Annotated in this window: 26 protein-coding genes; 13 read left to right on the plus strand and 13 right to left on the minus strand. The window is 66.1% G+C overall.

What is annotated here, in order from left to right; translation table 11 throughout:
• Positions 1 to 23: 23 nt before the first annotated feature.
• A complete protein-coding gene (locus tag AC5RU7_RS13350; RefSeq protein WP_494052628.1) occupies positions 24 to 1,070 on the minus strand; it encodes a lactonase family protein in 1,047 nt (348 codons plus the stop codon).
• A gap of 197 nt (positions 1,071 to 1,267) precedes the next feature.
• Between AC5RU7_RS13350 and AC5RU7_RS13355 the strand changes: the two genes are divergently transcribed.
• Complete coding sequence (locus AC5RU7_RS13355) at positions 1,268 to 2,119, plus strand: putative protein N(5)-glutamine methyltransferase (RefSeq protein ID WP_494052629.1); 852 nt, start codon at positions 1,268 to 1,270, stop codon at positions 2,117 to 2,119.
• Positions 2,120 to 2,253: 134 nt separating this feature from the next.
• On the opposite strand, the gene AC5RU7_RS13360 is transcribed toward AC5RU7_RS13355, so the two are convergent.
• Positions 2,254 to 4,215: an HNH endonuclease signature motif containing protein gene (locus AC5RU7_RS13360; RefSeq protein WP_494052630.1), complete on the minus strand. Its 1,962-nt coding sequence runs from the start codon at positions 4,213 to 4,215 to the stop codon at positions 2,254 to 2,256.
• Between the two features lie 177 nt (positions 4,216 to 4,392).
• Here AC5RU7_RS13360 and AC5RU7_RS13365 point away from each other — a divergent pair, with 177 nt between their 5' ends.
• Positions 4,393 to 4,983 carry a DM13 domain-containing protein gene (locus AC5RU7_RS13365; protein ID WP_494052631.1) on the plus strand — a complete coding sequence of 197 codons (591 nt, stop codon included), beginning with the start codon at positions 4,393 to 4,395 and terminating at the stop codon, positions 4,981 to 4,983.
• 170 nt (positions 4,984 to 5,153) lie between these two features.
• Here AC5RU7_RS13365 and AC5RU7_RS13370 read toward each other — a convergent pair whose 3' ends face one another.
• The 7 genes from AC5RU7_RS13370 to AC5RU7_RS13400 all read right to left on the minus strand — a co-directional run bounded on the left by AC5RU7_RS13370 (position 5,154) and on the right by AC5RU7_RS13400 (position 12,767).
• Positions 5,154 to 5,741, minus strand: coding sequence for a hypothetical protein (locus AC5RU7_RS13370; protein WP_494052632.1), 588 nt, complete (start codon positions 5,739 to 5,741; stop codon positions 5,154 to 5,156).
• A gap of 123 nt (positions 5,742 to 5,864) precedes the next feature.
• Positions 5,865 to 6,131 (minus strand): GlsB/YeaQ/YmgE family stress response membrane protein, encoded by a 267-nt coding sequence (locus AC5RU7_RS13375; protein WP_494011769.1) that lies wholly within the window; start codon positions 6,129 to 6,131, stop codon positions 5,865 to 5,867.
• Positions 6,132 to 6,264: 133 nt separating this feature from the next.
• Complete coding sequence (locus tag AC5RU7_RS13380; RefSeq protein WP_494052633.1) at positions 6,265 to 7,098, minus strand: aldo/keto reductase; 834 nt, start codon at positions 7,096 to 7,098, stop codon at positions 6,265 to 6,267.
• Positions 7,099 to 7,127: 29 nt separating this feature from the next.
• Positions 7,128 to 9,680 carry a rhamnogalacturonan lyase gene (locus AC5RU7_RS13385; RefSeq protein WP_494052634.1) on the minus strand — a complete coding sequence of 851 codons (2,553 nt, stop codon included), beginning with the start codon at positions 9,678 to 9,680 and terminating at the stop codon, positions 7,128 to 7,130.
• Between the two features lie 214 nt (positions 9,681 to 9,894).
• Positions 9,895 to 10,917: an SDR family oxidoreductase gene (locus AC5RU7_RS13390; protein ID WP_494052666.1), complete on the minus strand. Its 1,023-nt coding sequence runs from the start codon at positions 10,915 to 10,917 to the stop codon at positions 9,895 to 9,897.
• The gene (locus AC5RU7_RS13395; protein ID WP_494052635.1) at positions 10,914 to 11,885 is read right to left on the minus strand and encodes an aldo/keto reductase; all 972 of its coding nucleotides are present in this window, start codon (positions 11,883 to 11,885) and stop codon (positions 10,914 to 10,916) included. The genes AC5RU7_RS13390 and AC5RU7_RS13395 overlap by 4 nt, the downstream gene beginning before the upstream one ends.
• 60 nt (positions 11,886 to 11,945) lie before the next feature.
• Positions 11,946 to 12,767 carry an aldo/keto reductase gene (locus AC5RU7_RS13400; RefSeq protein WP_494052636.1) on the minus strand — a complete coding sequence of 274 codons (822 nt, stop codon included), beginning with the start codon at positions 12,765 to 12,767 and terminating at the stop codon, positions 11,946 to 11,948.
• A gap of 205 nt (positions 12,768 to 12,972) precedes the next feature.
• On the opposite strand from AC5RU7_RS13400, the gene AC5RU7_RS13405 reads away from it, so the two are divergent.
• Positions 12,973 to 13,875 (plus strand): helix-turn-helix domain-containing protein, encoded by a 903-nt coding sequence (locus AC5RU7_RS13405; protein WP_494052637.1) that lies wholly within the window; start codon positions 12,973 to 12,975, stop codon positions 13,873 to 13,875.
• Positions 13,876 to 14,003: 128 nt separating this feature from the next.
• Complete coding sequence (locus AC5RU7_RS13410) at positions 14,004 to 14,222, plus strand: hypothetical protein (protein ID WP_494052638.1); 219 nt, start codon at positions 14,004 to 14,006, stop codon at positions 14,220 to 14,222.
• Positions 14,223 to 14,305: 83 nt separating this feature from the next.
• Here AC5RU7_RS13410 and AC5RU7_RS13415 read toward each other — a convergent pair whose 3' ends face one another.
• Positions 14,306 to 14,518 carry a dodecin gene (locus AC5RU7_RS13415; protein WP_494052639.1) on the minus strand — a complete coding sequence of 71 codons (213 nt, stop codon included), beginning with the start codon at positions 14,516 to 14,518 and terminating at the stop codon, positions 14,306 to 14,308.
• 270 nt (positions 14,519 to 14,788) lie between these two features.
• On the opposite strand from AC5RU7_RS13415, the gene AC5RU7_RS13420 reads away from it, so the two are divergent.
• The 4 genes from AC5RU7_RS13420 to AC5RU7_RS13435 all read left to right on the plus strand — a co-directional run bounded on the left by AC5RU7_RS13420 (position 14,789) and on the right by AC5RU7_RS13435 (position 17,985).
• Positions 14,789 to 15,193 carry a DUF1304 domain-containing protein gene (locus AC5RU7_RS13420; protein ID WP_494052640.1) on the plus strand — a complete coding sequence of 135 codons (405 nt, stop codon included), beginning with the start codon at positions 14,789 to 14,791 and terminating at the stop codon, positions 15,191 to 15,193.
• 119 nt (positions 15,194 to 15,312) lie between these two features.
• The gene (locus AC5RU7_RS13425; RefSeq protein ID WP_494052641.1) at positions 15,313 to 16,620 is read left to right on the plus strand and encodes an acyltransferase family protein; all 1,308 of its coding nucleotides are present in this window, start codon (positions 15,313 to 15,315) and stop codon (positions 16,618 to 16,620) included.
• Positions 16,589 to 16,918 (plus strand): GNAT family N-acetyltransferase, encoded by a 330-nt coding sequence (locus AC5RU7_RS13430; protein WP_494052642.1) that lies wholly within the window; start codon positions 16,589 to 16,591, stop codon positions 16,916 to 16,918. The genes AC5RU7_RS13425 and AC5RU7_RS13430 overlap by 32 nt, the downstream gene beginning before the upstream one ends.
• 107 nt (positions 16,919 to 17,025) lie before the next feature.
• Positions 17,026 to 17,985 (plus strand): NAD(P)/FAD-dependent oxidoreductase, encoded by a 960-nt coding sequence (locus AC5RU7_RS13435; RefSeq protein ID WP_494052643.1) that lies wholly within the window; start codon positions 17,026 to 17,028, stop codon positions 17,983 to 17,985.
• 27 nt (positions 17,986 to 18,012) lie between these two features.
• On the opposite strand, the gene AC5RU7_RS13440 is transcribed toward AC5RU7_RS13435, so the two are convergent.
• Positions 18,013 to 18,339 carry a hypothetical protein gene (locus AC5RU7_RS13440; RefSeq protein WP_494052644.1) on the minus strand — a complete coding sequence of 109 codons (327 nt, stop codon included), beginning with the start codon at positions 18,337 to 18,339 and terminating at the stop codon, positions 18,013 to 18,015.
• A gap of 183 nt (positions 18,340 to 18,522) precedes the next feature.
• A complete protein-coding gene (locus tag AC5RU7_RS13445; protein ID WP_494052645.1) occupies positions 18,523 to 18,864 on the minus strand; it encodes a hypothetical protein in 342 nt (113 codons plus the stop codon).
• A gap of 271 nt (positions 18,865 to 19,135) precedes the next feature.
• Here AC5RU7_RS13445 and AC5RU7_RS13450 point away from each other — a divergent pair, with 271 nt between their 5' ends.
• The 5 genes from AC5RU7_RS13450 (at position 19,136) to AC5RU7_RS13470 (ending at position 25,373) form a co-directional block, all read left to right on the plus strand.
• A complete protein-coding gene (locus AC5RU7_RS13450) occupies positions 19,136 to 20,737 on the plus strand; it encodes a pyridoxal phosphate-dependent decarboxylase family protein (RefSeq protein ID WP_494052667.1) in 1,602 nt (533 codons plus the stop codon).
• A complete protein-coding gene (locus AC5RU7_RS13455) occupies positions 20,734 to 22,101 on the plus strand; it encodes a lysine N(6)-hydroxylase/L-ornithine N(5)-oxygenase family protein (RefSeq protein WP_494052646.1) in 1,368 nt (455 codons plus the stop codon). Before AC5RU7_RS13450 ends, AC5RU7_RS13455 begins: the two co-directional genes overlap by 4 nt.
• Positions 22,098 to 22,667 (plus strand): GNAT family N-acetyltransferase, encoded by a 570-nt coding sequence (locus AC5RU7_RS13460; protein WP_494052647.1) that lies wholly within the window; start codon positions 22,098 to 22,100, stop codon positions 22,665 to 22,667. Before AC5RU7_RS13455 ends, AC5RU7_RS13460 begins: the two co-directional genes overlap by 4 nt.
• A gap of 56 nt (positions 22,668 to 22,723) precedes the next feature.
• Positions 22,724 to 24,520 (plus strand): IucA/IucC family protein, encoded by a 1,797-nt coding sequence (locus tag AC5RU7_RS13465; RefSeq protein WP_494052668.1) that lies wholly within the window; start codon positions 22,724 to 22,726, stop codon positions 24,518 to 24,520.
• Between the two features lie 79 nt (positions 24,521 to 24,599).
• On the plus strand, positions 24,600 to 25,373 hold the full coding sequence (locus AC5RU7_RS13470) for an SDR family NAD(P)-dependent oxidoreductase (RefSeq protein ID WP_494052648.1): 774 nt from the start codon (positions 24,600 to 24,602) through the stop codon (positions 25,371 to 25,373).
• On the opposite strand, the gene AC5RU7_RS13475 is transcribed toward AC5RU7_RS13470, so the two are convergent.
• Entirely contained in the window at positions 25,341 to 26,462 is a 1,122-nt protein-coding gene (locus AC5RU7_RS13475) for an FUSC family protein (protein WP_494052649.1), read from the minus strand. The two genes, AC5RU7_RS13470 and AC5RU7_RS13475, sit on opposite strands and share 33 nt — an antisense overlap.
• Positions 26,463 to 26,673: the final 211 nt, after the last annotated feature.

Genomic DNA, 26,673 nt, shown 5'->3' on the forward strand with positions numbered 1-26,673 from the left:
CCCGGGAGCTGTGGCTAAAGGTCTCAGCCAGCTAGGATGAGGGCTGTGGGTGAGGGCGTCCGGACGTCATGGAGCAGGGGGCCCGGCAGCCCGGTGACAGGATCCAGGGCGAACGTGGCCACGTTGTCCGACCGTTCATGGGCCACGTGGAGCCAGTTGTCCCTCACCAGGTGGTGCCGCGGCCAGTCGCCGCCGCTCCCCATGTCGTGGACCGGCAGGAGTTCCGTTCCGCTGCCGGCGACCTCCAAAGTGCTGATGATGTTGGTGCCGCGGACACCTACATAGGCGTAGCCGCCGTCCTTTCCCAGGCAGATCTCGGCCGCGGAGTCCCCGGACTGGCTGCCGCCGGATGTAGCCGGTCCGCGGAACACCAGTTCAAAGGTCCCGGCTTCAGGCCGGACGATAAAGACCTCAACGGAGTATTCAGAGACGACGAAGACGTTGCCGCTGGCATGCTGCACCAAGTGGCGGGGACCGCTGCCGAACGCCAGTGCCACCTCATGGTCGGCAACAAGCCCTGTCCCCGGGACGTAGTTCCAGACACGGAGGGTGTCATGGCCAAGGTCGGTGGTCATGATGCGGCCGTCCTGGAGCATCAGGCTGGCGTGCGCCCGGCTTGGCCGGGGCTGGCCCGGGGACAGGCTCGCATGCGGGTCCGCCGATGGCGGGGCCGCAAACCGCCCGGTCATGCCGCCGTCGGAATCCAGTTCATACAGGAGGACCTGGCCGTCACCCCAGCAGGCAGCGGTAACGAAGCGGCCCCGGCGGTCGACGGCCACATGGCAGGTGGCCTCACCGGCGGGCTGCGGCGGGCCGAGCGGCTCCAGGCCAAAAGCGCCGGTCCGGCGGTACGCCTGGACCATCTTGCGCTGCTCAGCCACCGCGTAGACGACCGGAAGGGTCGGGTGCACGGCAATGAACGACGGCGACTGCGCCTGCACGGCCGTGCCCAGCCACTCCAGGCTGCCGTCCTCATGGGCGCGGAGGGCGCCGATGCCCTCGGCCCGGCCGTCTCCGTCCGGTGTGTAGGTGCCGGTCCAGATGATGGTGTCGCTAGTGGCGGAGGTCATGCTTCCATCCTGCCAAGAATTTTGCTTCCCTCCATGGCGACCCGGCCTCAGCTAGCATGGAATTTCCAGTCTCGGCAGGAGGAGGTGGGTCCGATCAACGTGTTACCTGTTTCGGGTTCATCCTGGTGCTGCTGTCCGGGCCGTTTGGCCTGACTTGTGCGTGCAGGGTGACCACCGGCACACCGAAAGGCGTTCCCATGCCACCTGCTGAATGGTTTCCCGCTCCTCCTGAATCACCTCCCGCTTCCCTGACTCTTGCTGGAATTGTCGCCGCCTTGCGGGGCGCCGGCTGCGTTTTTGCTGAGGAGGAGGCCCGGCTCCTTGTGGCCGAATCCTCCAGCCCTAAGGAACTGGCCCGCAGGGTGGAGCGGCGCTGCGCCGGCATCCCGCTTGAATATGTCCTGGGCTGGACCGGGTTCTCCGGCCGGCGGATCGAAGTAGGACCAGGCGTTTTTGTGCCCCGCCGCCGGACCGAGTTGCTTGTCCAAGTGGCGTTGGAACTGCTTGCCGTCGCCGGCCATCCTCCGTCCAGCACCGCTGCATCCAGTGTCGTGGTCGATCTCTGTTGCGGGTCCGGGGCGGTAGGTGCCGCCCTGCTGGCTGTATACCCAAACCTGGAACTCCACGCCGCGGATCTCGATCCCGCTGCAGTGGAATGCGCCCGGCGGAACGTCGGGCCGCTGGGCGGCCAGGTGCACGAGGGAGACCTGTTTGATGCCCTTCCCGTTTCGCTCCGCGACCGCGTGCACGTGCTTGCAGCGAATGCCCCATACGTGCCCAGCGATGCCATCAGGACCATGCCTCCGGAGGCCCGGCTTCACGAACCCCGCCTTTCCCTCGACGGCGGGGAGGATGGGCTGGACATCCACCGCCTTGTGGCTGCCTCCGCTCCCGGATGGCTTGGTCACGGAGGGCATCTGATCATCGAGACCAGCGAGCAGCAGGCAGCAGGAACGGCATCAATCGTTGCGGCGGCTGGCCTTGCTGCCAGGACCGTTCGATCGGAAGAACTGGACGGCACCGTAGTTATCGGGACCAAAACCAATTAGCACCGCCCTGACATGACACCGTTGCGAACCTGGCCGCGCAACAGGGGACCGGTTCGCTAAGTGGGCAGGCGGGGCGAAGTGGACAGGCAGGGGAGGGGCGCACCCGGGCAGAGGGACGGACCGGAGGGACCGGATCATTCCCGGGGGTAGGGGAGCGGTGGGGGGTTGAAGTAGTGGTTTTGCAGGGGCTTTTGTTTGGGGTCGATGTGGGGCGGAGGAATGAAGGTTGGGGTGCCGTGCGGGGTGGCGATTCTCCATTGTTCTTGGTGAATGAGGTGGTGGTGGTAGCTGCAGAGCAGGACTTCGTTGTTGGTTGTGGTTTCGCCGCCGTGTGACCAATAGGTGATGTGGTGGGCTTCGCACCAGGGCGCGGGGATGGTGCAGTTGGGGAAGGCGCAGCCTTGGTCGCGGGCCGTGAGGGCCAGGCGCTGGGCGGGGGTGAAGAGACGTGTTTTGCGTCCGAGGTGCAGGATTTCGCCGTGGGTGCCCAGGACTGCCGGGATGATGTCGGCGTCGCAGGCTATTTTGCGCAGGGTGGTCCCGGCGGCGGGTCCGGCAAAGGCGAAGTTTCCGGTTCCGCGGCGGTCGGGCGTCGCCTGCTCACCGGTGCCCGTGCTGGCGGGGAAGAGGTCCCGGTAGTTGATGGTGGCGATGATCTGGGGGCGGTTGCCGCCTGTGATGGGCAGCTGGTTTGTGGTCAGGCCTGCTTTGACGGCGGAGACAAGCCCGTCGAGCTGTTGTTGGGGGCGCGTGCGCCGGTCCAGGTTGAAGTCAGGGTCCACGGTGGCATCCAGGTTGTCTGCCGGGACGTGAGGCTGGCTGCTGCCCGTGAGGTTTTCCGTTGGCTGCCCGGTGCTGATGCCGCTGCTGGTGCTGGTGTTGGGGGTGGTGGTGCGGGGGTTGGTGGCCGTGTTCATGACGGTGGCGAGGTATTCGTATTGGTCGGTGGTGGCGAATATTTCGAGGTGATGCAGGCCGTGGCGGGGTTTGCGGATGAATGCGCCCTGGGTGTGGCGAAGGGCTTCTTCTGTGGGCTCGGTACCGTCGGCGTCGATGGTGTCGGCCCAGCGGTGGGCCAGCCGGGCGAGGAAGTCGGGGTCGGCGGTCCTGGCGGCGGTGGCGAGATGCTGTTCGATGTGCTCGAGGGTTTCCGGCGTGGTGTGGTGCTGAAGCCGGTCGAGGGTGGCGGTGATGATGGTCGCGGTGTGTGAGGATACTGCCGGTGCTGCAGCTTCGCTGCCTGTGGGAGCGAGGGCGGCGGCGAGGTGGATGCGCAACGGCGGGACGGGTTGTCCCGTGAGGCTGCTGGCTGGCAGGACCTGGTGGGCGAGGGCAAGGCGGCGGCGGGCCTCGCGAATGGGGATGCGGAGCCTGAGCCTGAGGAACTCGGCGGTGTTCCGGCAGCCATCGTCGGCCGGGGACGTGGACGTCACCGGCGGATCCTGTTGCCCTGTGGCGGGTGCGGGCCAGTTGGCATCCGTTTCATTCACTGTCTCGACGCCGTTAGCGTCCCAGCCGGTGATCCAGCCTCGGCCCGGCCGGTACGTTGTTGCCGTGCTGGCGCGGGCCCTGCTGGTTCGGGCGACGGCGGCGATCGCTTGGGTGCGGGTGCGGTCCACGGCACCGGCGGACTGGATTTGCAATGACTCCACACGCCGGGAAAGTTCTTCAATGTGGGCCGCGTAATGGGCCGCCTCTGCATAGTCCGCGGCTGTCAGGCACTCGGGTGCCGCGGCAGCCGCCGCCGCGAGCAGTGCACCGATCGCGGCCAGCCCCAGCGGATCCTCAGCCGGGAGGGCAACCGAATCACTGTCTGCCGCACCCATGAGTGCCGCGCCGGTCTCTGCCGCGCTTGAGTCCGAGTGGTCAGCGGGAGCCTGGGCAGGGTTAGGCGTACCGGCTCCAGGCGTAACGGCTCTAGTCGCATCAGCTTCAACCGGATCAGTGGGACTCGGGCGGGCGGGAAGGTGACTCAGCCGCCCGGGCCGAGCGCCGGCGTCGTGCGTATCAAACGGGCGGCGGCCCCGCGGCACAACCCGCGGAAGAGTACCGGCAGTGCTGCCGAACTCTGCAAGCTGCTCCCCAATGGCCTCCATGGGACAACTCTGCCAAAGACCACCGACAAAATAGCCAGCCCGAAAGGCTATGTGGAAAACCCACTAAAAAGGGGTCGCCTGGCGTTCGCAATGGCGGTGGGAAGCCAAGAAATCATGGTGGGCGAGACGGTCCGTGGCGTCATTGCACTGGCTAGCTAATGCGCGGACGATGGAGCCATGGGCAGAAACCGCGGCCGACTGGGCGGGCGATCGAAGGTCATCTTGGCGGTTCTGGCAGCCGGGGCTCTGGTGGTGGGGCTTGTCGTGTTCAAGCCGTGGCTGCTTTTCGTGGACGTGCGGGTGGACGAGCAACTTCCGTTTGTGGCCAGCCAGACCACCGCGCCACTGCCTCCGCCCTCCGGCGTTCCGGGCGGGGATGCCACTCAATCCCAGGCTCCTCCGGCGGCGCCTGCCGGGCCACGGCAACTGGCCGTGGGCACGCTCATCAGTCACGAACACACCACTACAGGCACTGTCCGGATCGTTGAACAGCCCGACGGCAAGAGGCTGCTGGCCCTGGAGAACCTGGACACGTCGAACGGCCCGGATGTCCACGTCTGGCTAAGCGCTGCCAAAGTGGTGGAGGGCACAGCCGGCTGGTTTACGGCAGGTTCCGCCGAGTACTACGACCTGGGCCTGATCAAGGGAAATCAAGGCAACCAGGTCTACGACATTCCTGCTGACGTTGATCTTGCGCGGTACAAGTCAGTGGACCTCTGGTGCGTGCAGTTCAGCGTTTCCTTCGGCGCCGCTGACCTGGTCAACTGACGCCCTGAAAGCCTGACTGCCAAGGCCCGGCACGCTGCATCATAAAAGCTGCCGGCCGCCGCGTCCCCCAAGGATCGCGACGGCCGGCATGGCGCTTCAGTTGTAGCACAGGGAAGTCAATGTCCCCTTGTCAAGCGTGCTTCCCGCGTCATGATCTGACGCACAGTACTTCAGGCCTTCGAACCACCCTCATCGGACGTGGTTCCCAGGTTCGTTGTTTCCGGGTGGGTGCTGTGCGCGGGGATGTGGTCCTCGCCGAGGTCGCCCGCATCGTTCAGGGTTCCGGACGTTCCCGCTGCACCTGTTGCCCCTGCTGCGCTAGGGTTTCCCGTCGCGCCCAGGTTGCCCGACGTTCCGGTGGTGCCGGAAGAAGTTCCGGCCCCCGTGGTTCCATAGCCGCCCGGGGTGGCGGAGCCTGTGGTGCCAGCGCCTGTTCCGGTGCCGGGTGTGGACGTGGAAGTGCCGGCGTCGGACGTTGCAGGCTTGCCGTCGCCCGAGGACCCGGAGGCACCGTCACGATGCATTGCAGAGCCAAGCACGGTACCCGCCCGGCGTGCCGCCTCGGTCAGCTGGTCAGCCACTTCCGGTGCCTTTTCTTTGATGGCATCCGTGGCAACGTGAACCTTGTCCTGGACAGGCTTGCTGTCCCAGATTCCTGCGGCGCGTGCCTTGAGTTTGTCGTACGCAGCGCGCCCGGACCGGGATCCAAGGACGTACCCGGTGGCAATTCCAATACCCAAAAGAAGCTTGTTTTTCACGATGAACTCCTGCTCCGTGAGAAGGTTTTCTATTCCGGTCGGCCGGAAGGCCCATGGCCGGGAATATGAAAACCGGCCCGGGGGATTGTGTCCCCGGGCCGGTTTCCTGGCTTGCGGGCTAGGTTAGCCGCGCACGCTGCGCTTGGTGATCATGCCGTAGACAAGCAGCACGATAAGAGCGCCGCCGATGGCCAGCAGCCACGTCTGCAGCGAGAAGAACTCCTGCAGCCCGGTGCCGAAGACCATGCCGCCGATCCAGCCGCCGAGGAGTGCTCCTACGACGCCCAGAACCAGGGTGATGAGCCAGCCGCCACCCTGTCGGCCCGGAAGGATCGCCTTAGCGATCGCACCAGCAATAAGTCCGAGAATCAGAAATGCAATAAATCCCATTTTTCGTTCCTCTTCCTAAGTAAAGGAGGCCTCCGGATCCCGGAAGCACTTCATCCTTCTGACTCAATAGTAATCATGCTTACTATCTGTTTGCCAACCCCGGAAGAGAGAAAAAGTGCATTTCAGGGCTGTTTTAGTGCCCTGTGACGTCTGAATCGTTGCCAGCCCCGGGCCCCTCGTCCAGGATGGCCAATTCCGCTAGATCCTGCGGATCAAGGGCGAAATCGAAGATGTCCAGATTCTCCCTCATCCGGTCCGGATTCGCTGTTTTCGGAATCGTTACCAGTCCGTGTTGAATGTGCCACCGCAGCACCAGTTGGCCGGGCGTTTTGCCATGCTTTTCGGCCAACTGGGTGAGGATGGGCGCGTCCAGCAGGGCCGCCCCGGACCCGCCCAGCGGGCTGTAGGATTCGGTGACAATTCCGTGCTTCTGGTGGAACTCTCGCTCAGCGGTCCGGGTCACCGTCGGCGTCAGCTGGATCTGGTTGACGGCAGGAACCACGTCAGTTTCTGCCATCAACCGCTCCAAATGGGCAGGCTTGAAATTGGACACTCCAATGGAGCGCACCTTTCCTTCCGCCCGGAGCCGCTCAAACGTCTTCCACGTGGAGATGTACTCATCCCGGGCCGGCAGCGGCCAGTGGATCAGCAGGAGGTCCACGTAGTCCAGTCCCAACCGCTTCAGCGACCCCTCCAGCCCTTCCACCGCCCTGTCGTTCCCCTGGAACTGGCCGTCGAGCTTGGTGGTGATGAATAGCTCGCTCCGGTCCACGCCGGAGGCACGGATGCCGTTCCCCACCCCTTGCTCGTTGCCGTATTTCACGGCCGTATCGATGTGCCGGTACCCGGCTTCCACGGCCTGGACGACGGCGGCAGCGGCCTGATCGTCGTCCAGCGGCCAAGTGCCAAGACCTACCTGCGGGATGGAGTAGCCGTCATTGAGTTTGATGAGCGGTGCAAGTGTCATGAGAACAGTCTCTCCCGTCGGGTGCCGTCCTAGCTCTCAAAGGCCCGGAGAATATTCCCTGCGTTGTAGTTCAGCACGGTCCGGGCGGTGTCTGAAACCTTGTCCGGGCCCTTCTGCTGGGCAAGGAAGTCCACGAACCGCTCAAGCGTCCGCGCAGCCTTCTCCGGGTCGCCGTCCTCAACGGCCTTCGCTGCCTGCCGCACGTTTTCCGTGAGCTGGCTTGCCACCGGGCCGGCGACATCCTTCGACTCCGTCAAGTCCTCCAGTGCGTGCTGCAGCGCCGTCACACTGCCCGGAAGCCAGGCGGCGCGCAGCGGCACATCACCAAACTCCATGTCGGAGGCGAGGTAGAAGTCGGTGTAGGAGGGCTGGTTGTACGTGGTGTTCTGCCGGGCAACCTCTGCACGGTACTGCGGATCGTGCATCAGCGTGTACAGCTTGTGGTTGGTCACTTCGGTGCTGATGTACATCCTCAGGGCGGTGCTGTCCGCGGTCCGGACGAGCATCTCCTCCCGCCAGTCACCCACCACGTCCGCCACCAGGCTGGGTGTTCCCTTGGTGCCGTTGTTGGTGCGCGTTCCCTCCGCGGTCAGCAGCCGGCCGCGCTTCCAGTCATCAATGCTGGGGGTCTGGTCGCCGGAGCCGTTGATGATCTGCGTGGTCATGTCCGCTGCCCACTTGATGCTCATGTTGGTGCCGGGCTGGGACGTGGAGAGCTTGTCGCCGTTGGCGGACTGCATGCCGATGGCCCAGTTCTCGATGCCGGGCACGGCGGGGTCCACGTCGCCGATCATGCCCCGGCCGGTGTCCTTGCCGGAGTAGGCTCCGAACAGCACCTCGCCGGTGCCGGCATCCCGCATGGCGTAGCCGTAGGGTGCCCAGGTGCCGCCCTCGTGCACGGTGAAGATTTCCTTGCCGGGCCGGTGGGGGTCGATGTCCGTCACGTGCATGGCGTCGCCGTGGCCCAGCCGCGCCTCTTCGCCTGGCGTTGCGCTGCCCTGCGGCATGGTGTCGAACGAGCTGTACAGGACCGAGCCGTCGTCGTCGATCGTCGCGGAACCGTAGACGATCTCCTGCTTGCCGTCGCCGTCCACGTCCGAGGCGCTCAGCGAGTGGAAGCCCTGCGTGGTGAGCTTGCCGTACTGGGGGTCGGTGCCGTCGCGGCCGTGCGGGGAGTCATTGAACGGGTTGGTCATGGGCGCCCAGCCCGAGTCGAGGTTCCAGACCGGGGAGAGGTTGGTGCCGTCCCAGGTGTAGGTGGCCAGGGTGGTACGGGTGTAGTAGCCGCGGGCGAAGACCGCTGCGGGCTTCTGCCCGTCCAGGTAAGCGACGCCGGCCAGGAACCGGTCCACGCGGTTGCCCGGCTCGATACGGGCCATGGCGTAGTCGCCCCACATCAGGCCGTCGTCGTGCCGGCCCGGCTCGTAGGCCACCGTCTTCAGCTCCTTGCCGGTTGCGCCCTCGAAAACGGTGAGGTATTCCGGGCCGGAGAGGATGAAGCCCTCGAAGGCCCGCAGGTTGTTACGTCCGCTGCGGGAGGGTGCGTAAACGTCCATGAAGTAGTCGGCCAACGCCTTGGCATCGGATGTGGACAGCGGGTACTGGTACTTCGGCGCGATGCCGAAGGCTTCCTCGAGGGTGGCGGGCCAGTTGCCGGCCTTCACCTCTGGGTGCTCGCGCCAGCCCTGGAACATCTCCACCACGTGGTGGTAGTAGTCCGCGGCGCTCATCCGGTAGTCGTCCGTGTTGGCGTAGCCTGCTTCGATGTCCGACTGCAGGAGGGTGATGAACTGCTGGGACGCGACGCTGCCGTCCGCGTTGTAGTTGGCGCTCTTTGTCCCCGGCGCCGTCTTCATCATCATCTCTGCGCGGCCGTCGCCGTCGAAGTCGTTGACGAGCAGCTGCGTGTAGTGCGCGCCAGAGCGGATGTTGACGCCCAGGTCGATCCGGTGCAGGAGGGTGCCGTCCGCCTTGTAGGTGTCCACGTAGGTGTTGCCGGTGTAACCCACCTGCGAGACGTCTTTGGAGTTGTTGGGGTCCCACTTCACGATGAACTCGTATTGGCCGTCGCCGTCAACGTCGGCCACCGATGCGTCGTTGGCGGAGTAAGTGTAGGCCTGTCCCGCCGGGGTCACGCCGTCGGCCGGCTTCTTCAGCGGAATGTCCTTGAAGGTTCCGCCCCAGGAGGTGGCGGTGGCGCTTTCGTCCAGTTCAACGCCCTCGACGACGGCGCGCACCTGGTACTTCGAGGCGGCGGTCCCGGAGGTGTCCAGGTAGTTGGTGCTGTCCGTGACCGTGGCCAGCTTCTGGCCGTCCCGGTACACGTTGAAGTCGGTGCCGGTGACGCCCGTGTCGGAGGAACCGGTGGCTTCGTGGCCCAGCAGCCGCCAGCTGAGGAAGACGCCCTCGGACGTGCCCGCGGCCACCAGTCCGCGATCCAGGTGGTCCAACTGGACGGCTGGGTTGCCGGACTTGGGGGAGGGGACGACGGCGGAGGCCGGGGCTGCGAGGCAGCCGAATGTCAGGGCCACGCCGAGGGCGCCGACGGACAGCAGGCGCAGGCTTGTCTTGGTGGGATTCATCGGTGAATCCTTTCATTTTTGGATCGGGAAAACGCTTCCCCAGTAACCTAGGGTAGGGGGTGTGGGTAAAACAAGCCTTGAAATCGCGTCCGAAGCACGCTATTTAGAACGTTGTAGAGAAGGAGTGGGCCGCCCCCTCACTGAATAGGTGCGAGGGGCCGCCCGATGTTCCTGGTGTTTGGAGCCTGGCGCCTGGGGCGAGGGCTACTCACGGCTACGCGCCGCTGCGCGCCCAGGCCGTGAGCTTGTCCGTGAGCTCCATGTAGGCCTGGTCCACCACCTGCAGTTCCGGGTGGGAGTCATGCCATTGCACGATCTCCCGGGCGCCGTCGGCGAAGGGAATCGTGGCCGTGTAGTCCGGGACGAGGGCCTTGATTTTGGTGTTGTCAAAGATGACTGAGTGGGAGCGGTCGCCCAGCAGGTTGGCGCCGATCTCGGGGTTGTGTGTGGCGATGGTCTCCGATGCCACGTGGACAAGTTCCGGCTCCGCGAGGCCCGCGGCCCTGGCGAAAAGCTGGTAGATCTGGTTCCAGGGCAGGTACTCGTCGGACGTGATGGTGTAGCTCTCACCCACCGCCTGGGGCAGGCCGAGAAGGCCGACGAAGGCCTGGGCGAAGTCCCGGCTGTGGGTCAGTGTCCAGAGCGAGGTGCCGTCTCCGTGCACCATGACGGGCAGGCCGGCGCGCATCCGGTGGATGTCCGTCCAGCCGCCCACCATGGCGATTTTGGTCCGGTCGTAGGTGTGGGAAGGACGGACCACTGTCAGTGGAAAATCGTCGTCCCGGTAGGCGCGGAACAGCAGTTCTTCGCAGGCGATCTTGTCCCGGGAGTACTGCCAGAAGGGGTTTTTCAGCGGCGTGGACTCAAGGATCGGCAGCCGGGTAGGTGGTTTCTGGTACGCGGACGCGGAGCTGATGAAGACGTACTGCCCGGTCCTGCCCCGGAACAGGTCCAGGCCCGCCTGCGCCTGCTCCGGGGTGTAGGTGATGAAGTCGGCAATGGCGTCGAACTCCCGCCCGCCCAGCACCTCCCGGACGGCCTGTTGGTCCCGGATGTCCGCGTGCAGGATCTCCGCCCCCTCCGGAACCGGCCTGGTGGTGCGGCCCCGGTTGAGGATGGTGAGCCGGTGGCCCAGCCCGACGGCGCGTTCCGCTGCCGCCGTGCTGATCACCCCGGTGCCGCCGATGAACAGGATGCTCCGCGGCGCCGCCGGCCCGGCTTCAGGATGTGGGATCACCACGCGTAATCCTCCGGGGCTGTCCGATGGCCCGGGAAGATGGCATCCAGTTGCTTCAGGGCGTCGGCATCCAGGGTGACGTCAAGAGCCCGGATGGCGGCATCCAGCTGCTCCTGGGTGCGCGGGCCCACGATCGGGGCCGTCACAGCCGGCTGGTGGAGGAGCCATGCCAGGGCGACGTCGCCGGGCTCGTGGCCCAGCTCATCCGCAAAGTCCTCGTATTGCCGGATCTGGTCTTCGTGCTTCTTCAGGGTTTCGGCCGCACGTCCCTCGGTGCGCCGGACGCCGTCGCGCTCCTTCTTCAGCACCCCGCCCAGGAGCCCGCCTTGGAGGGGTGACCACGGGATAAGCCCCAGCCCGTACTCCTGTGCGGCGGGGATGACCTCCAGCTCCACCTGCCGCATGAACAGGTTGTAGATGGATTGCTCGCTGACCAGGCCGGTGTAGTTCCGGCGCCGCGCGGCCTCCTGCGCTTGGGCAATATGCCAGCCGGCGAAGTTGCTGCTGCCGGAATAGAGGATCTTGCCCTGCTGGACTGCCACTTCAATGGCCTGCCAAATTTCGTCCCAGGGGGTATCCCGGTCGATGTGGTGGAACTGGTAGACGTCGATGTAATCCGTCTGCAGCCGCTTGAGGCTCGCGTCCAGGGCGCGGCGGATATTGAGGGCGGACAGCCTGGACTCATTCGGCCGGTCCGTCATAGTGCCGTAGAGCTTGGTGGCCAGCACCGTGTGTTCGCGGCGCTCGCCGCCCTTGGCGAACCAGCGCCCGATAATCTCCTCGGTCCAGCCGCGGTGCCCCGCGCCGCCGTAGACGTTGGCGGTGTCGAAGAAGTTGATGCCGTTCTCATGGGCGGAGTCCATGATGCTGTGAGCATCGGATTCCTCCGTTTGCGGCCCGAAGTTCATGGTGCCAAGGCAGAGGCGGGAGACCTTGAGGCCGGACCGGCCCAGGTGGGTGTATTCCATGGAAAGTCCTTTCAGCGTTTGAGCGACTCTGTTGCGGCGGTTGGGCCTGCCACAACTCGGCTAGAGCTGGGTGAAGGATGCGACGGCGGGATCGGAACCCTGGCGGGCGCCCGACTCGAGGGCGCTGATGGCGGAGAGTTCGTCGTTGGAGAGCGTGAGGGACGAGGCGGCGAAGTTTTCCCGGATGCGTCCGGGATCCACCGACTTGGGGATCACGATGTTGCCGGCCGCCAGGTGCCAGGCGAGCACCACCTGGGCGGTGGTCGCGTTGTGGGCGTTGGCGATGGAGGTGACGGCGTTTCCGTTGAGGTCCGCGCCCCGTCCCAACGGACTGTACGCCTCCACCTCGATCCCCAGGCTCCGGCACTTCCCGGCGAGCTCTGCCTGTTGGTAGCTGGGGTGCAGCTCAATTTGGTTGACGGCGGGGACGGTTTCGGCTGAGTCGAGCAGGGTGTCCAGGTGCTCCGAAAGGAAATTGGAGACGCCGATGGCCCGGATCTCGTTGTTCTCGTAGAGCCGCTCCATCTCCTTCCAGGCCTGGACGTAGAGGCCCTGGGAGGGGACAGGCCAGTGGATGAGGTAGAGGTCGATGTAGTCCAGGTCCAGCGCCTTGCGGCTGTTCTGGAAGGCCTCCTGGGCACGGCCCTGCTCGCCGTTGCGCAGCTTGGTGGTGATAAAGATGTCCTCGCGGGCGATGCCGGTGGCCGCAATGGCAGCGCTGACGCCCGCCTCGTTCTGGTAGGCGGCGGCAGTGTCGATATGGCGGTAGCCGGCCTCCAGTGCGTCCTCGATGGTCCGCTGCGTGTCTTCCGGCGGGACTTGGAATACGCCGAAGCCAAGCTGGGGGATGGTGACGCCGTTGTTCAGTGTCAGCTCTGACATTGGTGCTCCTTGCAGGTGCTGGTGCGAATGCTGGAAAGGGATGCCGTTTGCTCGACCAGAGAAAGCGGTTTCCGCTGGCTCTGGTCTGAGCCTATGCATTTTTTGCCCTCAAGTCAGCAGCTAAGGATGATCCTCTTTTTCCTAGGACTGCCAGTCCTACCTTTCGTTGTAGAAGGCGCGGGGAACGCCGGGCACAATGGTCACCATGGGTCAAAGCGCCGAATTCGGAAAATTCCTCAAAGCCATGCGGTCACGGTTGAGTCCGGAAGTGGCCGGAGCCGGTTCCACTCCAGGGGCGCGAAGGGTTCCCGGGCTACGGCGTGAGGAAGTGGCGCGATTGGCCGGAGTCAGCACTGACTATTACGTCCGGCTGGAGCAGGGCCGCAACATCCACCCCTCACGGACGGTCCTCGACGCCGTTTCCCGGGCGCTGCGGCTGGACAGCAGTGAACACGAGCACATGCTGGATCTGCTGGAGAACTGTGCCGCAACACCCCGGACGTCCGGGTCCGCTGTGCAGGGCGTCCGGCCGGCGCTCCGGCACCTCCTCGAGGCTTTGGGGGACGTACCCGCCATGGTCCTGGGGCGGCGCAGCGACGTCCTGGCCGGGAACCGGATGGCATTCCTGCTCTTCACTGATTTCCCAGCCCTTCCGGCCGCCGAGCGCAACCTCACCCGCTGGCTAATCCTTGATCCCGCGGCCCGGGAACTGTTCCGGGATTGGAAGACGGTGGCGGCGGAGGCAACGGGAGCGCTCCGGCTGGACGTGGGGCGGCACCCCAACGATCCCCAGGCCAGCCAGCTGGTGGGCGAGCTCGCCGTGCACAGCGAGCATTTCCGGCACTGGTGGGCGGGACACCGGGTGGCGACGAGGGCGGCGGGAACCGTCCGGCTCCACCACCCGGCCGTGGGGGACCTGGAACTGAACTTTGAAAACCTCGCCCTGCCCGACGACCCCGACCAGACGCTGAGGGTCTATTCCGCCCGGCCCGGCTCGCCGGCGTCGGACTCGCTTGCCCTGCTGGGCAGCCTCGGTGCGCCCGGAGCGGGGCCGCAGCGGGAGGAAAGTGACGCCGTCGCGGCACCACGCGAGACGGGCGAAGGGTAGGGCCGTCGGACGGCTGTACGTTTGTCCAGAGCAGGGCGGCAATTCTGGCCAGCCGCCCATTGGTGGGGTGGGGTGCTGTTCCTAGGCTGGAGGAACAAGCTCTTCGCCCACCAAGGATGGTCTCAAAGATGAAACGCATCGCCCTGCTGAAGGAACGCCAGGCAGGTAACGCCGGCAACGCCTCGTCCACCGCCACCGGCTCGCACTGCCCGGTATCCGGATTGTGGAGCCCCGACCACGATCCCCACACCGTGCTTTCCTTCTTCGAAGGGCATGTGTTCCCGGCGTTCGACGGCGTCCCGACGGTGTGGCGGCGGCGTCCTTCGGACATCGCCTCCGCCAACTAGGGCCACCTTAAACGCGGACTGGCCCGCAGCTGGCGACTAAACCCATTGGTTTAGGTACGCCGCTGCGGGCCAGTCGCGGGGATTTAGTGTTCCTCGAGGCGGAAGCCGATCTTCATGGTGACCTGCCAGTCCGCGATCTTGCCTTCCTCCAGGTGCCCGCGGATCTCCTTCACCTCGAACCAGTCAAGGTTCCGCAGCGACTGGGAGGCCTTGGCGATCCCGTTCCGGACGGCGTCGTCCACACCCTGATCCGACGTGCCGACAATTTCAGAAATGCTGTACGTGTGGTTGGACAACTTCGCTCCTCGTGATCATCGTTGCTCCCGGTTGCGGGCCGTCCTTGAAGACTAGTAGGACTTCCGGAGCCTTGACCAGCCCTTATCCGCACGTGCGGTCAGGGGCCATCACTGTGAAGCTGACGCAAGAGTTCCTTCCGGATACGGACTTCCGGCCTTCAACACATTGGCCCTGTGCAAGCTACGTGCTGCCCAGCACCAGGGTTTTCAAGTCGTCCAGCGTCTGCTGCCGGGACGGCCAGGGAGTTCGCCGCAGGCTAGGATCGAGCAATGATCGCGGCCTCCCTCCTTTTCGCCTTCCTGGCGGCGGCGCTCCACGTCTTCATCTTCACGATGGAGTCGCTGACGTGGACCCGGCCGGCCACGTGGAAGCGTTTCGGCGTGGCATCACAGGCCGACGCCGAGACCACCAGGCCGCTTGCCTTCAACCAGGGTTTCTACAACCTGTTCCTGGCTGCCGGGACTCTCATCGGCATAGCCTGCGTTGCGCTGGGGTCCGAAGGCTCGGCGCAGTCCGTGGCGGGCTGGACCCTGATTTTCGCCGGCTGCAGCTCCATGCTGCTGGCTGCCCTGGTCCTGGTCTCGACCGGCCGGAAGTACCTTCGGGCCGCCGCGACCCAGGGGACCTTGCCGTTGGTCGCCGTCGTCCTCGGCCTGTTCGGACTGTTGGCCTAGCCCGGGGCCCGGCCCGTCACACCCCAAGCCCATTCGCACCTTCAACACCAACCGCAACAGGAGCAGAATGGTGCTGTGACCAGCGTCAGGATTCCGCGGGCCCGGTAATGGGCGGCACAATGAGGCACGCTAGGGGTTTCCGGCCGGTTGCGGCGGAGGGCCGCGACGCCGTCATCGACCTTGTGCGCTTCGTCTGCCTGGTCCTGGTGGTGGTGGGCCACTGCATGATGATGAGCCCTGTCCTGCATGCCGACGGCACGGTGACCACGCAAAACACGGTCGCCGAGCAGGACTGGTTTGTTCCGGTCATCTGGATCTTCATGGTCATGCCGCTGTTTTTCGTCACCGGCGGCATCACCGGCCTGCAGTCCTGGCGGCGGCTCAGCAAGGGCGGTGGAACGGCGTCCCAGTTTGTCCGGGCGAGGCTCCTGCGCCTGGTACGCCCCGCCACCGCGCTGCTGGCGGTGATGTTCGGAGGCCTGGGCGCGGCAGGGCTGCTGGGTGTGCATCCGCAGGTGCTCCAGCTGATGGCGACCGGCGCAGGGATGCCCCTGTGGTTCCTGGCCGCCTACCTTGCGGCCCAGCTGAACATCCCGCTCCTGGCCGCCCTGCACCGCCGCGCCCCCTGGCTCACTTTCGGAGCGCTGGTTGCGCTGGTGATAGCGGTTGACTGCCTCCGCGGGACGCTTCCCGGTCTGGCGCACGCCAATCTGGTGTTCCTGTGGTGCGCCGTACAGCAGGTGGGGTTCCTTCTGGCCGACGGCCACTGGTCCAGGATGTCGCGTTCCGGGCTGCTTGCCCTTGCCGTGGGGGCCAACCTGGTCCTCGGTGCCGTGACGGGTGTGGGACTGTATCCGGGCAATATGCTGGTCAACCTCAACCCGCCCAACCTCTGCCTGCTCCTGCTGGGCATCTCGCAGGCGGCCCTCCTTGAGCTGGCGCGGCCGGTGCTGGTCCCGGTGTGCTCGGTGCGGTGGGTCAGCAGGCTCATGACGGCCGCGGGAAGCCGCTCCCTCACGGTGTATCTGTGGCACCTTCCCCTGCTGGTCGGAATGTCAGGGCTGCTGCTCCTCACTCCGTTGCCCAAACCCGCTTCAAGCACGGCGGAGTGGTGGTGGGCAAGGCCCCTGGTCCTCTTGGCGCTGATCCTCCTGCTGGGAGCCGCCGTGCTGGCCTTTGGCCGCCTGGAGGAACGTCCGACGACGGTTCCCGGCACCCGCTGCCGGCCCGCCCGGGTGGCGGTCGCCGTCGTCGTGGTCTTCCTTCCAGTCGGGGCCGTGGCCTTCAGCGGCCTCTCGCTGGGGCTGCTGGGTTCTGGCGCAGCCTGCTTCGCCGCTGCCCTAATGCTGTTGCTCTGGCATTGCCAGCGGGGTGAAGTAGTGCCAGTGTCGAACCATGACCGAGAACACGATGTCCACCGAGGATAGGTTCACCCCCGACGTCACCCTGCGGCGCAACGATGGGCAGCACCGCTACGAGCTGCTGGTGGGGGGCAAACTGGCCGTGCAGTCGTTCTTCCGGGACCTGCCCGGACACATCGATTTCACCCACACCGAAACCAGTTCTGACTTCGAGGGACGTGGCCTGGGCAAGGTGCTGGCCCACTTTGCCCTGGACGACGTCGTGGCTACGGGCAAACGCATCATTCCGCACTGCCCGTTCATTTCCGGCTACCTGCGCAAGCACGAGGGCTACGAACAGTTTGTTGACTGGCCGGAGGGGTAGCCGCATGGCTTCATCCTGAAGAGCCCCACCGCCCACGCCGTTATGGTTCCACTGCACCGGGTACTTGACCGGTAGAAAAGGCCGTAAAAGCAAGGCGGAAGGACACCATGGCTCATCCGGAAGCATTGTTCGATGTTGCAGTCATAGGAGGGGGACCGGCCGGGTTGAGCGCGGGCGTTGCCCTCGCCAGGGCCTTGCGCTCTGTGGTGGTGATCGACGCCGGCGAACAGCGGAACCTGAGGGCAGCCGGGGTGCACGGTTTCCTGAGCCGTGAAGGCATGAGCCCGCAGGACCTGGTGTCTGCGGGCCGGGACGAGCTGGCACGGTTCGGCGGGACCGCCCGCCGGGGATTCGTAGTGTCGGCACGCCGCCAGGGCGGAAATTTTGTCCTCTCGCTCCGGGAAGGCGCAACCCTGACTGCCCGCCGGCTCCTGATCGCCTCCGGGATCACTGACGAGTTGCCTGAAATTCCCGGGCTGGCAGAACGCTGGGGGCGGGATGTCCTGTACTGCCCCTACTGCCACGGCTGGGAGATCCGGGATCAGCGGATTGGCGTCCTGGCGGCGGACTCCAATTCTGTCCCGGAGGCGCTGACCTTCCGGCAATGGAGCCAGGACGTAACCCTCTTCCTGAACGGCGCGCTTACGCTCAGCCCTGATGAGCAGGAACAGTTGCGTGCCCGTTCCGTCCGGGTAGTTGACGGCGTAGTAAGTGGACTGGATGTCCAGGCAGACAAACTGGCCGGGCTGACTCTTGACGACGGGAGGGTACGGCCGCTGGACGTGCTGGCTGTCAGTCCGGCAGCCGTAAGCAAGGCGAACATGCTCCAGCGCCTGGGGCTGGAACCCTGCGGTCTGGACGAGGGGGAAGGCAGCCGCCTGCAGGCGGACGACTCAGGACTGACCTCCTGTCCCGGAGTGTGGGCTGCCGGCAATGCCACGGACGTTTCAGCGCAGGTGATGACGGCGGCGGCTGCCGGGTTACGTGCCGCTTCTGCCATCAATGCTGACCTGGTGCTGGCGGATACGCGGCAAGCCGTGGCGGCGGCGCGGGCCTACAGCCACTAAAGACGGGCGCGGCTCCAGCCGCGGTGCTTAGCTGGCGAGGGCCTGCGGGGTGACCACGAGGCTGGAGGCAGGGTCATCCATCGTGAAACCACAGGCGCAGCGGTAGCTCACTACCGTGTCACTGCCGGCGGCCATGCCGACCGGAACGATACCGGTCCCGTCCACATGGACGGGCTGGTGGACGGGAAGCTCGGCGGGATCGATCCGCTGCATGGGCATGCGGCAGTGCATGCGCGAGTTGAGTGTGACCAGCAGCCCCATATCCAGCGTCTGGGTCGTTTCAGCGGGAGATGCTTCTCCCGCTGGGCGTTCCCCAAACGCCGTCAACTGATCTTCGGTAGCGGTGGCCATCATGTTCATCCTTGGGCTTCTTCACGAGGCCGCCAGCGTGGGCAGCCCCGCCGCGAACTGCTTGCGGAGGTTCATTTACAACCATTACCTAAGCATGCTTACTAATAAACGGGCAAATCCGTTGTGGTCCGCGACACAGCGCCAGGAGGTCGCTTTCCGGCCACCGCGTCGTTCACGAGCTGCTTCCTACGCCCGCTTGCGCTGCCACTGCAGCGCATGCCAGAGCAGCAGGCTGATGAGTGCTGCAATCCCGGCGAAGACCGCATAGGGCGTAAAGGTAAACACCAGGAACTGCGCCGGCATCCCGCCGCTGCCAGGGCCCACGAAGGTGTCCGCGTTGGCGAAAATCCATGTTCCGCCGCCTATGAGCACGGCAGTGAGGAGCCAGAGGGCGGCAATGAAGGGGTTGAAGGCAAGCATGCTGCTGCCCTCCGGGTGCCGGGCCGCCTGTTCGTTGTCCTCAGGAATGGGATTCCCGTCCCGGTCCACTTCCCGAAACCCGATCGCGTGCGCCGGTACCTGTTCCATTGTTCCCCCAGATCGAAACGCAGCGTTCAGTGCTGCTGGTAAGTCCACCATAGCTGTGTCTGCGCTGTGGCCGCCTCCTGGCTCCGGGTGGGGCATTGTGCTTCAACTCCTGCGCCACGCGCCAGTCAATGACGGCTGGGAGGTCTCAAAAAGCCCGGGATTTCGCGACGCGAGCGAAATAGAGCACAAAAGTTTGATTAAAAGGGTTACCTAAGTAAGGCTTACCTCTGTAATTCCCCAGCTCCTGACCGAAGGAAGACGAGTGTCGCTGATGCCCCGCCTTGACGAGTTACCCGTGGATGACCACCGCAGCAGCGGTGTGGACACAAAACCCGAGCCGCCGGGGCAGGACTTCGGCTCCCGGGTGGAGCTCGCCCTGGGGGCAACCAACCATCTGTTCAATGCACGGAACTCGCCGCGCTACGTGGCGCAGGTACTGCAGGGCGTCACCGCGGTGGCCACCAAGCTGGAGCGCACCACCACGCCGTTCACCGGCGTCGGGCCTTCGGAAATGAAGGCCCGCGTGGGCGCCGTGGATCTGGATGCCCCACTGCCGGACACCGCGGCCGCGCTCCAGGAACTCGAATCCGTCTACCTCCGGGACGCCATCTACTTCCACGACGCCAAGTACGCCGCCCACCTCAACTGCCCAGTGGTGATTCCCGCTTTGGTGGGCGAGGCCATCCTGTCCGCGGTGAACTCTTCACTGGACACGTGGGACCAGAGCGCGGGCGCCACCATGATCGAACGCCGCCTTATCGACTGGACAGCGGAGCGACTGCACCTGGGCGACAACGCGGACGGCATCTTCACCTCCGGGGGCAGCCAGTCCAACCTCCAGGCGCTGCTGATCGCGCGGAACCACGCCGTGGCGGGGCTCCGGCAGGATCCCGCCCGCAGCGGCCTCCGCCTCCCTGCCCTGCTGGATACCCTGCGGATCTTCACCTCGGCGGACAGTCACTTCAGCATCCAGAAGTCGGCCTCCATGCTGGGCCTCGGCTTCGACGCCGTCATCAGCATCCCCTGCACCCCGGACCACAGGATAGACCCTGCGGCCCTCGCCGAGGCCATGGCGGAAGCAAGCCGCGCGGGCCTGACCGCCATGGCGGTAGTAGCCACCGCAGGGACTACGGACTTCGGCGCCGTGGACCCGCTCGCAGACCTCGCCGCCCTCGCCAAGGCCTACGGGGCCTGGTTCCACATCGACGCCGCGTACGGCGGCGGACTCATGGTGTCCGGGCGCTACCGGCACCGGCTGGACGGCACCCGCCTCGCGGATTCTGTCACCGTGGACTTCCACAAGACCTTCTTCCAGCCGGTCAGCTCCAGCGCCCTCCTGGTCCGCGAGTCCGCCATGCTGCGCCACATCACCTACTACGCCGACTATCTGAACCCGGAGAGCGCTGCCCTGGCCGACATCCCCAACCAGGTGGACAAGAGCATCCAAACCACCCGCCGGTTCGACGCGCTCAAGCTGTGGCTCACCCTGCGGATCATGGGTGCGGACGCCGTCGGGGCATTGTTCGACGAGGCGATCGACCTCGCCGCCCGAGTGGGCTCCCTCCTCGAGGCCGACGACGACTTCGAGCTCGCTGCAGCGCCGCAGCTCAGCACCCTGGTGTTCCGCTACCGCCCGGTGCTGGGCAGCGGGGAACGCCTGTCCGAGGACGCCGCCGACGCCATCAACCCCGCCATCCGCGCCGCCGTGTTCGCATCCGGCCAGGCAGTGGTTGCCGGCACCAAAGTGGGGGGCCGGCACTACCTGAAATTCACCCTCCTCAACGCCGAGGCAACGCTCGAGGACATCGCCGAGATCATCGGCCTCCTCCGCACCACCGGCGCCGGACTGCTGCAGAGCGAGGTATCCGCATGAGCACCCAGGACAACCACAGGATCTACGACTTTGCCGCCATCGGCGTCGGGCCCTTCAACCTGGGCCTCGCCGCCCTCACCGAGCCCGTGGAAGGGGTGGAGGGCATCTTCCTGGAGCAGCGCGAGTCCTTTGACTGGCACCCCGGGATGATGCTGGAGCCCGCCCACCTCCAAGTACCCTTCATGGCGGACCTCGTCACCCTGGCGGACCCCACCTCGCCCTATTCGTTCCTGAACTTCCTGAAGCAGACGGGCCGGCTGTACCGCTTCTACATCCGGGAAAACTTCTACCCCCTGCGCGCCGAGTACAACCAGTACTGCCAGTGGGTGGCGGGCCAACTGGCTTCCGTCCGTTTTGGCACGGTTGTGCTGGATACGGAGTACGACGGCGGCCTGTACCGCCTGGCCGTCTCCGGTCCCGGTGGGCCTGAGGTGCTTTACGCCCGGCGGCTGGTGCTGGGAACCGGCACCTCCCCTTACGTGCCGGAAGCCGGTGCCGGCATCGTTGCCGGCGCGACGGACGGGAGCGGGGGAGTGGCCTTCCACAATGCCGACTACCTGGCCCGGAAAGCCGAGTTGCAGCAGCGTCGCAGCATCACCGTCCTGGGCAGCGGCCAGAGTGCCGCCGAGATCTATTACGAGCTCCTGCAGGAAGCCGACGTCCACGGCTACCAGCTGAACTGGGTGACCCGCTCCGGCCGGTTCTTCCCGCTGGAGTACACCAAGCTGACCCTGGAGATGACCTCGCCCGAGTACGTGGACTACTTCCACGGACTGCCGCAGGAGCGCCGGGACCACCTCAACAAGACGCAGAAGAACCTCTACAAGGGGATCAACTCGGACCTGATCGATGCGATCTACGACCTGCTCTACGCCAAGAGCCTGTCCGGCATTGTCAATAGCCAGCTGCTGACCCATTCCACACTGACCGGCGCGCAGTGGGACCCGGCCGCCGGCACCCACACCCTGCAGTTCCGCCACGGCGAACAGGGCACCTCCTACACGCTGGACAGTGAAGCCGTGGTGTTTGCCACCGGCTACGGCTACCGGGAGCCGGCGTTCCTGGCCGGTGTGCAGGACCGGATAGCCCGGGACAGCGCCGGCAGGTTCGCGGTGGACCGGAACTACAGCACCGGCGTCGAGCCGGGCGAGATCTTCGTCCAGAACGCCGAACTCCACACCCACGGCTTCGTCACCCCGGACCTGGGCATGGGTGCCTACCGCAACTCCTGCATCCTGCGGGAGATCACCGGCCGCGAGGTGTACCAAGTGGAGCGCAGCATCGCGTTCCAGCAGTTCGGTTCCCCGGCCGCCGCTGGCGCGCCCGCCGCACCGGCTACCGCCGGAGCGGAGGTGCCGGCATGAGGTTCACGTTCCGCTGCCTCGACGCCAAGGCCGACGCGCCGCTCCTGCACAGTTGGGTGACCCAGCCCTACGCCTCCTTCTGGGGAATGCTGTCCGCCAGTGAGGAGGACGTGGTGGCGGAATACGCCAAAATCCAGTCCAGCGGCCACCACCACGCGCTTCTGGGGCTCGACGGCGGCGTCCCCGCCTTCCTGATGGAGGAGTACCTTCCGGCGTCCTCGCCGCTGGCCGGCCTCTACGCCGTCCAGCCCGGCGACGTGGGCATGCACCTGCTGGTTGCCCCGCCGTCGGGAAACCCCGAATCCGGCTACACCACGGCAGTGATGGATGCCGTCCTTGGCCGGCTGTTTGACCGGCCGGAGGTGGAGCGCGTGGTGGTGGAACCGGATGCCCGGAACACCAGGATCCACGCCCTCAACGAACGGCTCGGGTTCCAGGCTGCCGGGCTGGTCACCCTGCCGGACAAGGAAGCCCTGCTCAGCTTCTGCACCCGCGCCGACTACCTTGCCGCCAGGGCCGCACTAGACACTCTTTCCACGCCCGTCCCGCAGGGAGCTTCACTGTGACAGTCCACTTCGACACCTTCGCATCCGCCCGCCGCGGCACCCCCGTCGCCGGCACCATGAACGCCGCCCCGCACCTGGATGCGGAGCGCTGGAGCAGGGCCAACCGGCACCTGCTGCGCAAGGCGCTCGCCGAGTTCTCACACGAGCGGATCCTTACGCCGGAACCGGTGGCCGGGGGGCCCGGCAGCTACCGTGTGCACAGCGGCGACGGGCTCCACGAGTACCGGTTCACCGCCCGCGTCCTGGAGCTGGAGCACTGGGCCATCGATGCCGCGTCCATCCGCTACCTCCAAGGCGGCACGGAAGCGCCGCTGGATGTACTGGGGTTCATCACGGCGTTCCACGAGACCTTGGGGATCAACATCCAGATGCTCCCCGTCTACCTGGAGGAAATCAGCAGCACCCTGGCAAGCTACGCGTACAAGCAGTGGGCCGGCCAGCCGTCTGCCGCAGAACTCGCGGCCGGCGTGACCGGCGGCCAAGACACCGCCGCCGACTTCCAGGCGATCGAGCGGAGCATGACCGAGGGCCACCCCTGCTTTGTGGCCAACAACGGCCGGCTGGGCTTTGGCATCAGCGACTACCACGCCTTCGCCCCGGAAACCGGGGCGGCGGTTCAGCTGGAGTGGATCGCCGTGCACCGCAGCCACGCCGTCTTCACCTCGAGCGCCGGGCTGGACTACCGGGCCCACCTGGACGCCGAGCTCGGCCCGCTGGCGGCGGACTTCACCAGCGAACTGCAGCTCCAGGGCCTGGATCCGGAGCAGTACTTCTTCATGCCTGTCCACCCCTGGCAGTGGGAGAACAAGCTGACCGTGACGTTCGCGGCCGAAATTGCCAGCCAGCGCATCGTCTACCTGGGGACGGGGACAGACCAGTACCAGGCCCAGCAGTCCATCCGGACGTTCTTCAACACCAGTGTCCCGGCCCGGAACTACGTCAAAACTGCCATGTCCGTGCTGAACATGGGCTTCATGCGCGGGCTGTCGCCGCAGTACATGAAGGCCACGCCGGCCATCAACGACTGGTTGCGGAACCTGATCGAGGCGGACGGCGCCCTGCAGCAGCGGGGCTTCACCATGATCGGCGAGATCGCTGCCCTGGGTTACCACAATGGCTACTACGAGGCCGGTTCGGCCAACGGGTCGCCTTACCGGAAAATGCTGTCCGCGCTGTGGCGTGAAAGCCCGCTGCCCCTGCTCCGGGACGGGCAGCAGCTGGCCACGATGGCTTCGCTCCTGCACGTTGATGCGCAGGGCTTGCCGATGGTGTCCGCACTGATTGAACGCTCCGGGCTGGCCCCCGCAGACTGGCTGCGCCGCTACTTCGAGGCGTACCTGGTGCCGCTGGTGCACTGCCTGTACAAGTACGAGCTGGCGTTCATGCCGCACGGCGAAAACGTCATCCTGGTCCTCCAGGACGGGGTGCCGGTGCGGGCCATCATGAAGGACATCGCCGAGGAAATCGTGCTGATGGGGGACCGTCTGGACCTTCCCGAAGAGCTGTCCCGGATCAAGGCCGCCATCCCGGACGGCGAAAAGGTCCTGGCCATTTTCACGGACATTTTCGACTGCATCTTCCGGTTCATGGCGGCGCTGCTGGAGGACGACGGGACGCTGGGCCAGGAGGAGTTCTGGAGGACGGCTGCCGCGGCCGTGAAGGAGTACCAGGAGCAGCATCCGGAGCTCGCGGACCAGTTTGCCCGCCACAACCTCTTCGCTCCGGACTTCGAGCTGTCCTGCCTGAACCGGCTCCAGCTCCGGAACAACCAGCAGATGCTGGACCTCACGGACCCGTCGGGCGGACTGCAGATGGCCGGGCGCCTGGCCAACCCACTGGCCCGCTTTGCCTGAGGACGCCCTGGGAAGAAGGCCGCCTGGGGCCGATTGGGGGCGGGTCCAGGATGGCCCGGCATGTAGCTAGGCTTGCAGCATGACGGCTAAAACCTCCGGAACCACAGCACTCATCACCGGGGCCAGCGCGGGCCTGGGCGCCGAGTTTGCACGCCAGCTCGCCGCCCAGGGCACCAACCTGGTCCTGGTGGCGCGGAACCGTGCCCGCCTCGAGGAAGCCGCGGCGGGCCTGGAACGGCGCCACGGAATTACGGCTGAGGTGCTCCCCGCCGACCTCACGGACGACGCAGGGGTGGCCGCCGTCGCCGCACGCCTCTCCGATCCGGAGCGGCCGGTAGGCATCCTGGTCAACAACGCCGGGATCGGGCTGCTCCACAACTTCGAGGACAACCGCATCTCGGAGGAGAAGAAGCACCTGAAACTGCACGGCGAAACCGCCATGGTGCTGACGCATGCCGCACTGAAAGGCATGCTGGAACGCCGCAGCGGCAGGATCATCAACGTGGCAAGCATCGCCGCGTTCCTGCCGCGCGGCACCTACTCCGCGGCGAAGGCATGGCTGGTGAGCTTCAGCCGCTGGGCCAACCTGGCGTACCGCAAGCAGGGCATCAGGGTAACTGCCGTCTGCCCCGGGTTCACCCACACGGAATTCCACGACCGGATGGGAATGGACAAGTCGGTGGCCCCCTCCTGGGCCTGGCTGCACGCGGACCGCGTGGTGCGCGAGGCCCTGGCGGACAACGAACGCGGCAGGGCCGTGTCCATCCCGTCCAAGCGGTACAAGCTGGTGGCCGCGGTGGCGCGGGTGGCGCCGGCGAAGCTAGTGGCGGGACCTGCGCGGAAGCCGAAGTAGGGGCGGAAGCCGGACGAGCGGGCCCCGCCCCAGCAGGGCGGCGAAACTCCGCGTTCCAGCCCGGCGCACCGTAACCACCACCAGAATTCCCACCAGCGCGCCCACCAGGGTCTCCGCGCCGCGTTCCAGGATCAGGAGCGCGGGGTCCATGGGGGCCGCGAGCTGGGTCATCAGCAGGATGACGGGCGTGAAGGACACCATGGCGAAGCCGTAGTGGCGGGCCATGAACAGCTCGGTGGTGAACTGGAACAGGATCACCAGCAGGGCCAGCAGGATGGCCTGCTGCCCGGGGAACAGCCCGGTAAGTGTCCAGGGCTCCGGGAGAATCACGACGGCGGTGACCGCCAGCCCCACGAACGTCCCCACAATCCGGTGGATGCCGCGGCGGACACTGCTGGGGAGGTCTGCACCCGCGAGCGGCACGGCGGCCGCCGCCATCGCCCAGTGCGGGTGGCCGCTGCCGCTGAGGACGCCGATGGTTCCCGCCGCTCCCACGGCCAGCACATACCGCGCCGCGTGGACGAGCATCTCCCGGTGCCCTGCCCCCGCCGGCAGGCTCCGGGAGGCGCCCCGCTGCCAGGTGCGGCGGCGGAGCCAGCCGCTGAAACCGATAACCATGGAGAAAGCGGCGGACCCGGCCGCGATCAGCAGCGCGGCGTACCAGGGAACCAGCATGGGAACGGAAGCGCAGGCACCAAGGGCGAGGATGGCAAAGAACGGGCCATTGGGCTTAAGCCGGACCCGGTCCGAGTAGGCGGACGCCAGTCCGGCGAGCACGGCCTCCACCGCAACGAGCCACCAGGAGTGCAGGTGGTTCACGGACAGGACAACGCCCACCGTAACGCCGCTTAGGAGCACGAGGGCGGCCTGGGCCTGGTGGATAAGCCGCAGCTGGTGTGGTTCGGCCCGTCCGTACATCCCGGTCAGCGCACCGAACACCGCGTACATGATGAGGTCCGTCCGGCCTGCAGCCAGGAGGAGCAGCGACGGGACTGCCACACCGGCGGCCACCCGCAGTGCGGCCAGGTGGTCGTTACTGGCAGGTTCCAGCCGGTGGAGGGCGCGCACCTGCTCCGCTACGCGCTTCATGGCCTGTTGTCCCCGCCTGTTCCCTTGCCTGTCTTCTACTGATTCCCGGGAAATTATCCCGGGCCAGTGCCGGGGGAGTCATTTCCTCCGGCAGCAGGCGGTCATACAAGGACATCCGCGTGGTGCCGGGCGCGCGGCAGCCTGACGCCCGGGCACGGCGAAGGCCCGCCCGGCATGCCTCCCCCAAGGAAGCATGCCGGACGGGCCTGTG

The sequence above is a fragment of the Arthrobacter sp. K410C genome (assembly GCF_059090105.1).

Bases quoted from the DNA above. Each gene is read 5' to 3' on its own strand.
- AC5RU7_RS13350 (WP_494052628.1), bottom strand. From the start codon at position 1,070: ATGACCTCCGCCACTAGCGACACCATCATCTGGACCGGCACCTACACA.
- AC5RU7_RS13355 (WP_494052629.1), top strand. From the start codon at position 1,268: ATGCCACCTGCTGAATGGTTTCCCGCTCCTCCTGAATCACCTCCCGCT.
- AC5RU7_RS13360 (WP_494052630.1), bottom strand. From the start codon at position 4,215: ATGGAGGCCATTGGGGAGCAGCTTGCAGAGTTCGGCAGCACTGCCGGT.
- AC5RU7_RS13365 (WP_494052631.1), top strand. From the start codon at position 4,393: ATGGGCAGAAACCGCGGCCGACTGGGCGGGCGATCGAAGGTCATCTTG.
- AC5RU7_RS13375 (WP_494011769.1), bottom strand. From the start codon at position 6,131: ATGGGATTTATTGCATTTCTGATTCTCGGACTTATTGCTGGTGCGATC.
- AC5RU7_RS13380 (WP_494052633.1), bottom strand. From the start codon at position 7,098: ATGACACTTGCACCGCTCATCAAACTCAATGACGGCTACTCCATCCCG.
- AC5RU7_RS13385 (WP_494052634.1), bottom strand. From the start codon at position 9,680: ATGAATCCCACCAAGACAAGCCTGCGCCTGCTGTCCGTCGGCGCCCTC.
- AC5RU7_RS13395 (WP_494052635.1), bottom strand. From the start codon at position 11,885: ATGGAATACACCCACCTGGGCCGGTCCGGCCTCAAGGTCTCCCGCCTC.
- AC5RU7_RS13400 (WP_494052636.1), bottom strand. From the start codon at position 12,767: ATGTCAGAGCTGACACTGAACAACGGCGTCACCATCCCCCAGCTTGGC.
- AC5RU7_RS13405 (WP_494052637.1), top strand. From the start codon at position 12,973: ATGGGTCAAAGCGCCGAATTCGGAAAATTCCTCAAAGCCATGCGGTCA.
- AC5RU7_RS13410 (WP_494052638.1), top strand. From the start codon at position 14,004: ATGAAACGCATCGCCCTGCTGAAGGAACGCCAGGCAGGTAACGCCGGC.
- AC5RU7_RS13420 (WP_494052640.1), top strand. From the start codon at position 14,789: ATGATCGCGGCCTCCCTCCTTTTCGCCTTCCTGGCGGCGGCGCTCCAC.
- AC5RU7_RS13425 (WP_494052641.1), top strand. From the start codon at position 15,313: ATGAGGCACGCTAGGGGTTTCCGGCCGGTTGCGGCGGAGGGCCGCGAC.
- AC5RU7_RS13430 (WP_494052642.1), top strand. From the start codon at position 16,589: ATGACCGAGAACACGATGTCCACCGAGGATAGGTTCACCCCCGACGTC.
- AC5RU7_RS13435 (WP_494052643.1), top strand. From the start codon at position 17,026: ATGGCTCATCCGGAAGCATTGTTCGATGTTGCAGTCATAGGAGGGGGA.
- AC5RU7_RS13440 (WP_494052644.1), bottom strand. From the start codon at position 18,339: ATGATGGCCACCGCTACCGAAGATCAGTTGACGGCGTTTGGGGAACGC.
- AC5RU7_RS13445 (WP_494052645.1), bottom strand. From the start codon at position 18,864: ATGGAACAGGTACCGGCGCACGCGATCGGGTTTCGGGAAGTGGACCGG.
- AC5RU7_RS13450 (WP_494052667.1), top strand. From the start codon at position 19,136: ATGCCCCGCCTTGACGAGTTACCCGTGGATGACCACCGCAGCAGCGGT.
- AC5RU7_RS13455 (WP_494052646.1), top strand. From the start codon at position 20,734: ATGAGCACCCAGGACAACCACAGGATCTACGACTTTGCCGCCATCGGC.
- AC5RU7_RS13460 (WP_494052647.1), top strand. From the start codon at position 22,098: ATGAGGTTCACGTTCCGCTGCCTCGACGCCAAGGCCGACGCGCCGCTC.
- AC5RU7_RS13465 (WP_494052668.1), top strand. From the start codon at position 22,724: ATGAACGCCGCCCCGCACCTGGATGCGGAGCGCTGGAGCAGGGCCAAC.
- AC5RU7_RS13470 (WP_494052648.1), top strand. From the start codon at position 24,600: ATGACGGCTAAAACCTCCGGAACCACAGCACTCATCACCGGGGCCAGC.
- AC5RU7_RS13475 (WP_494052649.1), bottom strand. From the start codon at position 26,462: ATGAAGCGCGTAGCGGAGCAGGTGCGCGCCCTCCACCGGCTGGAACCT.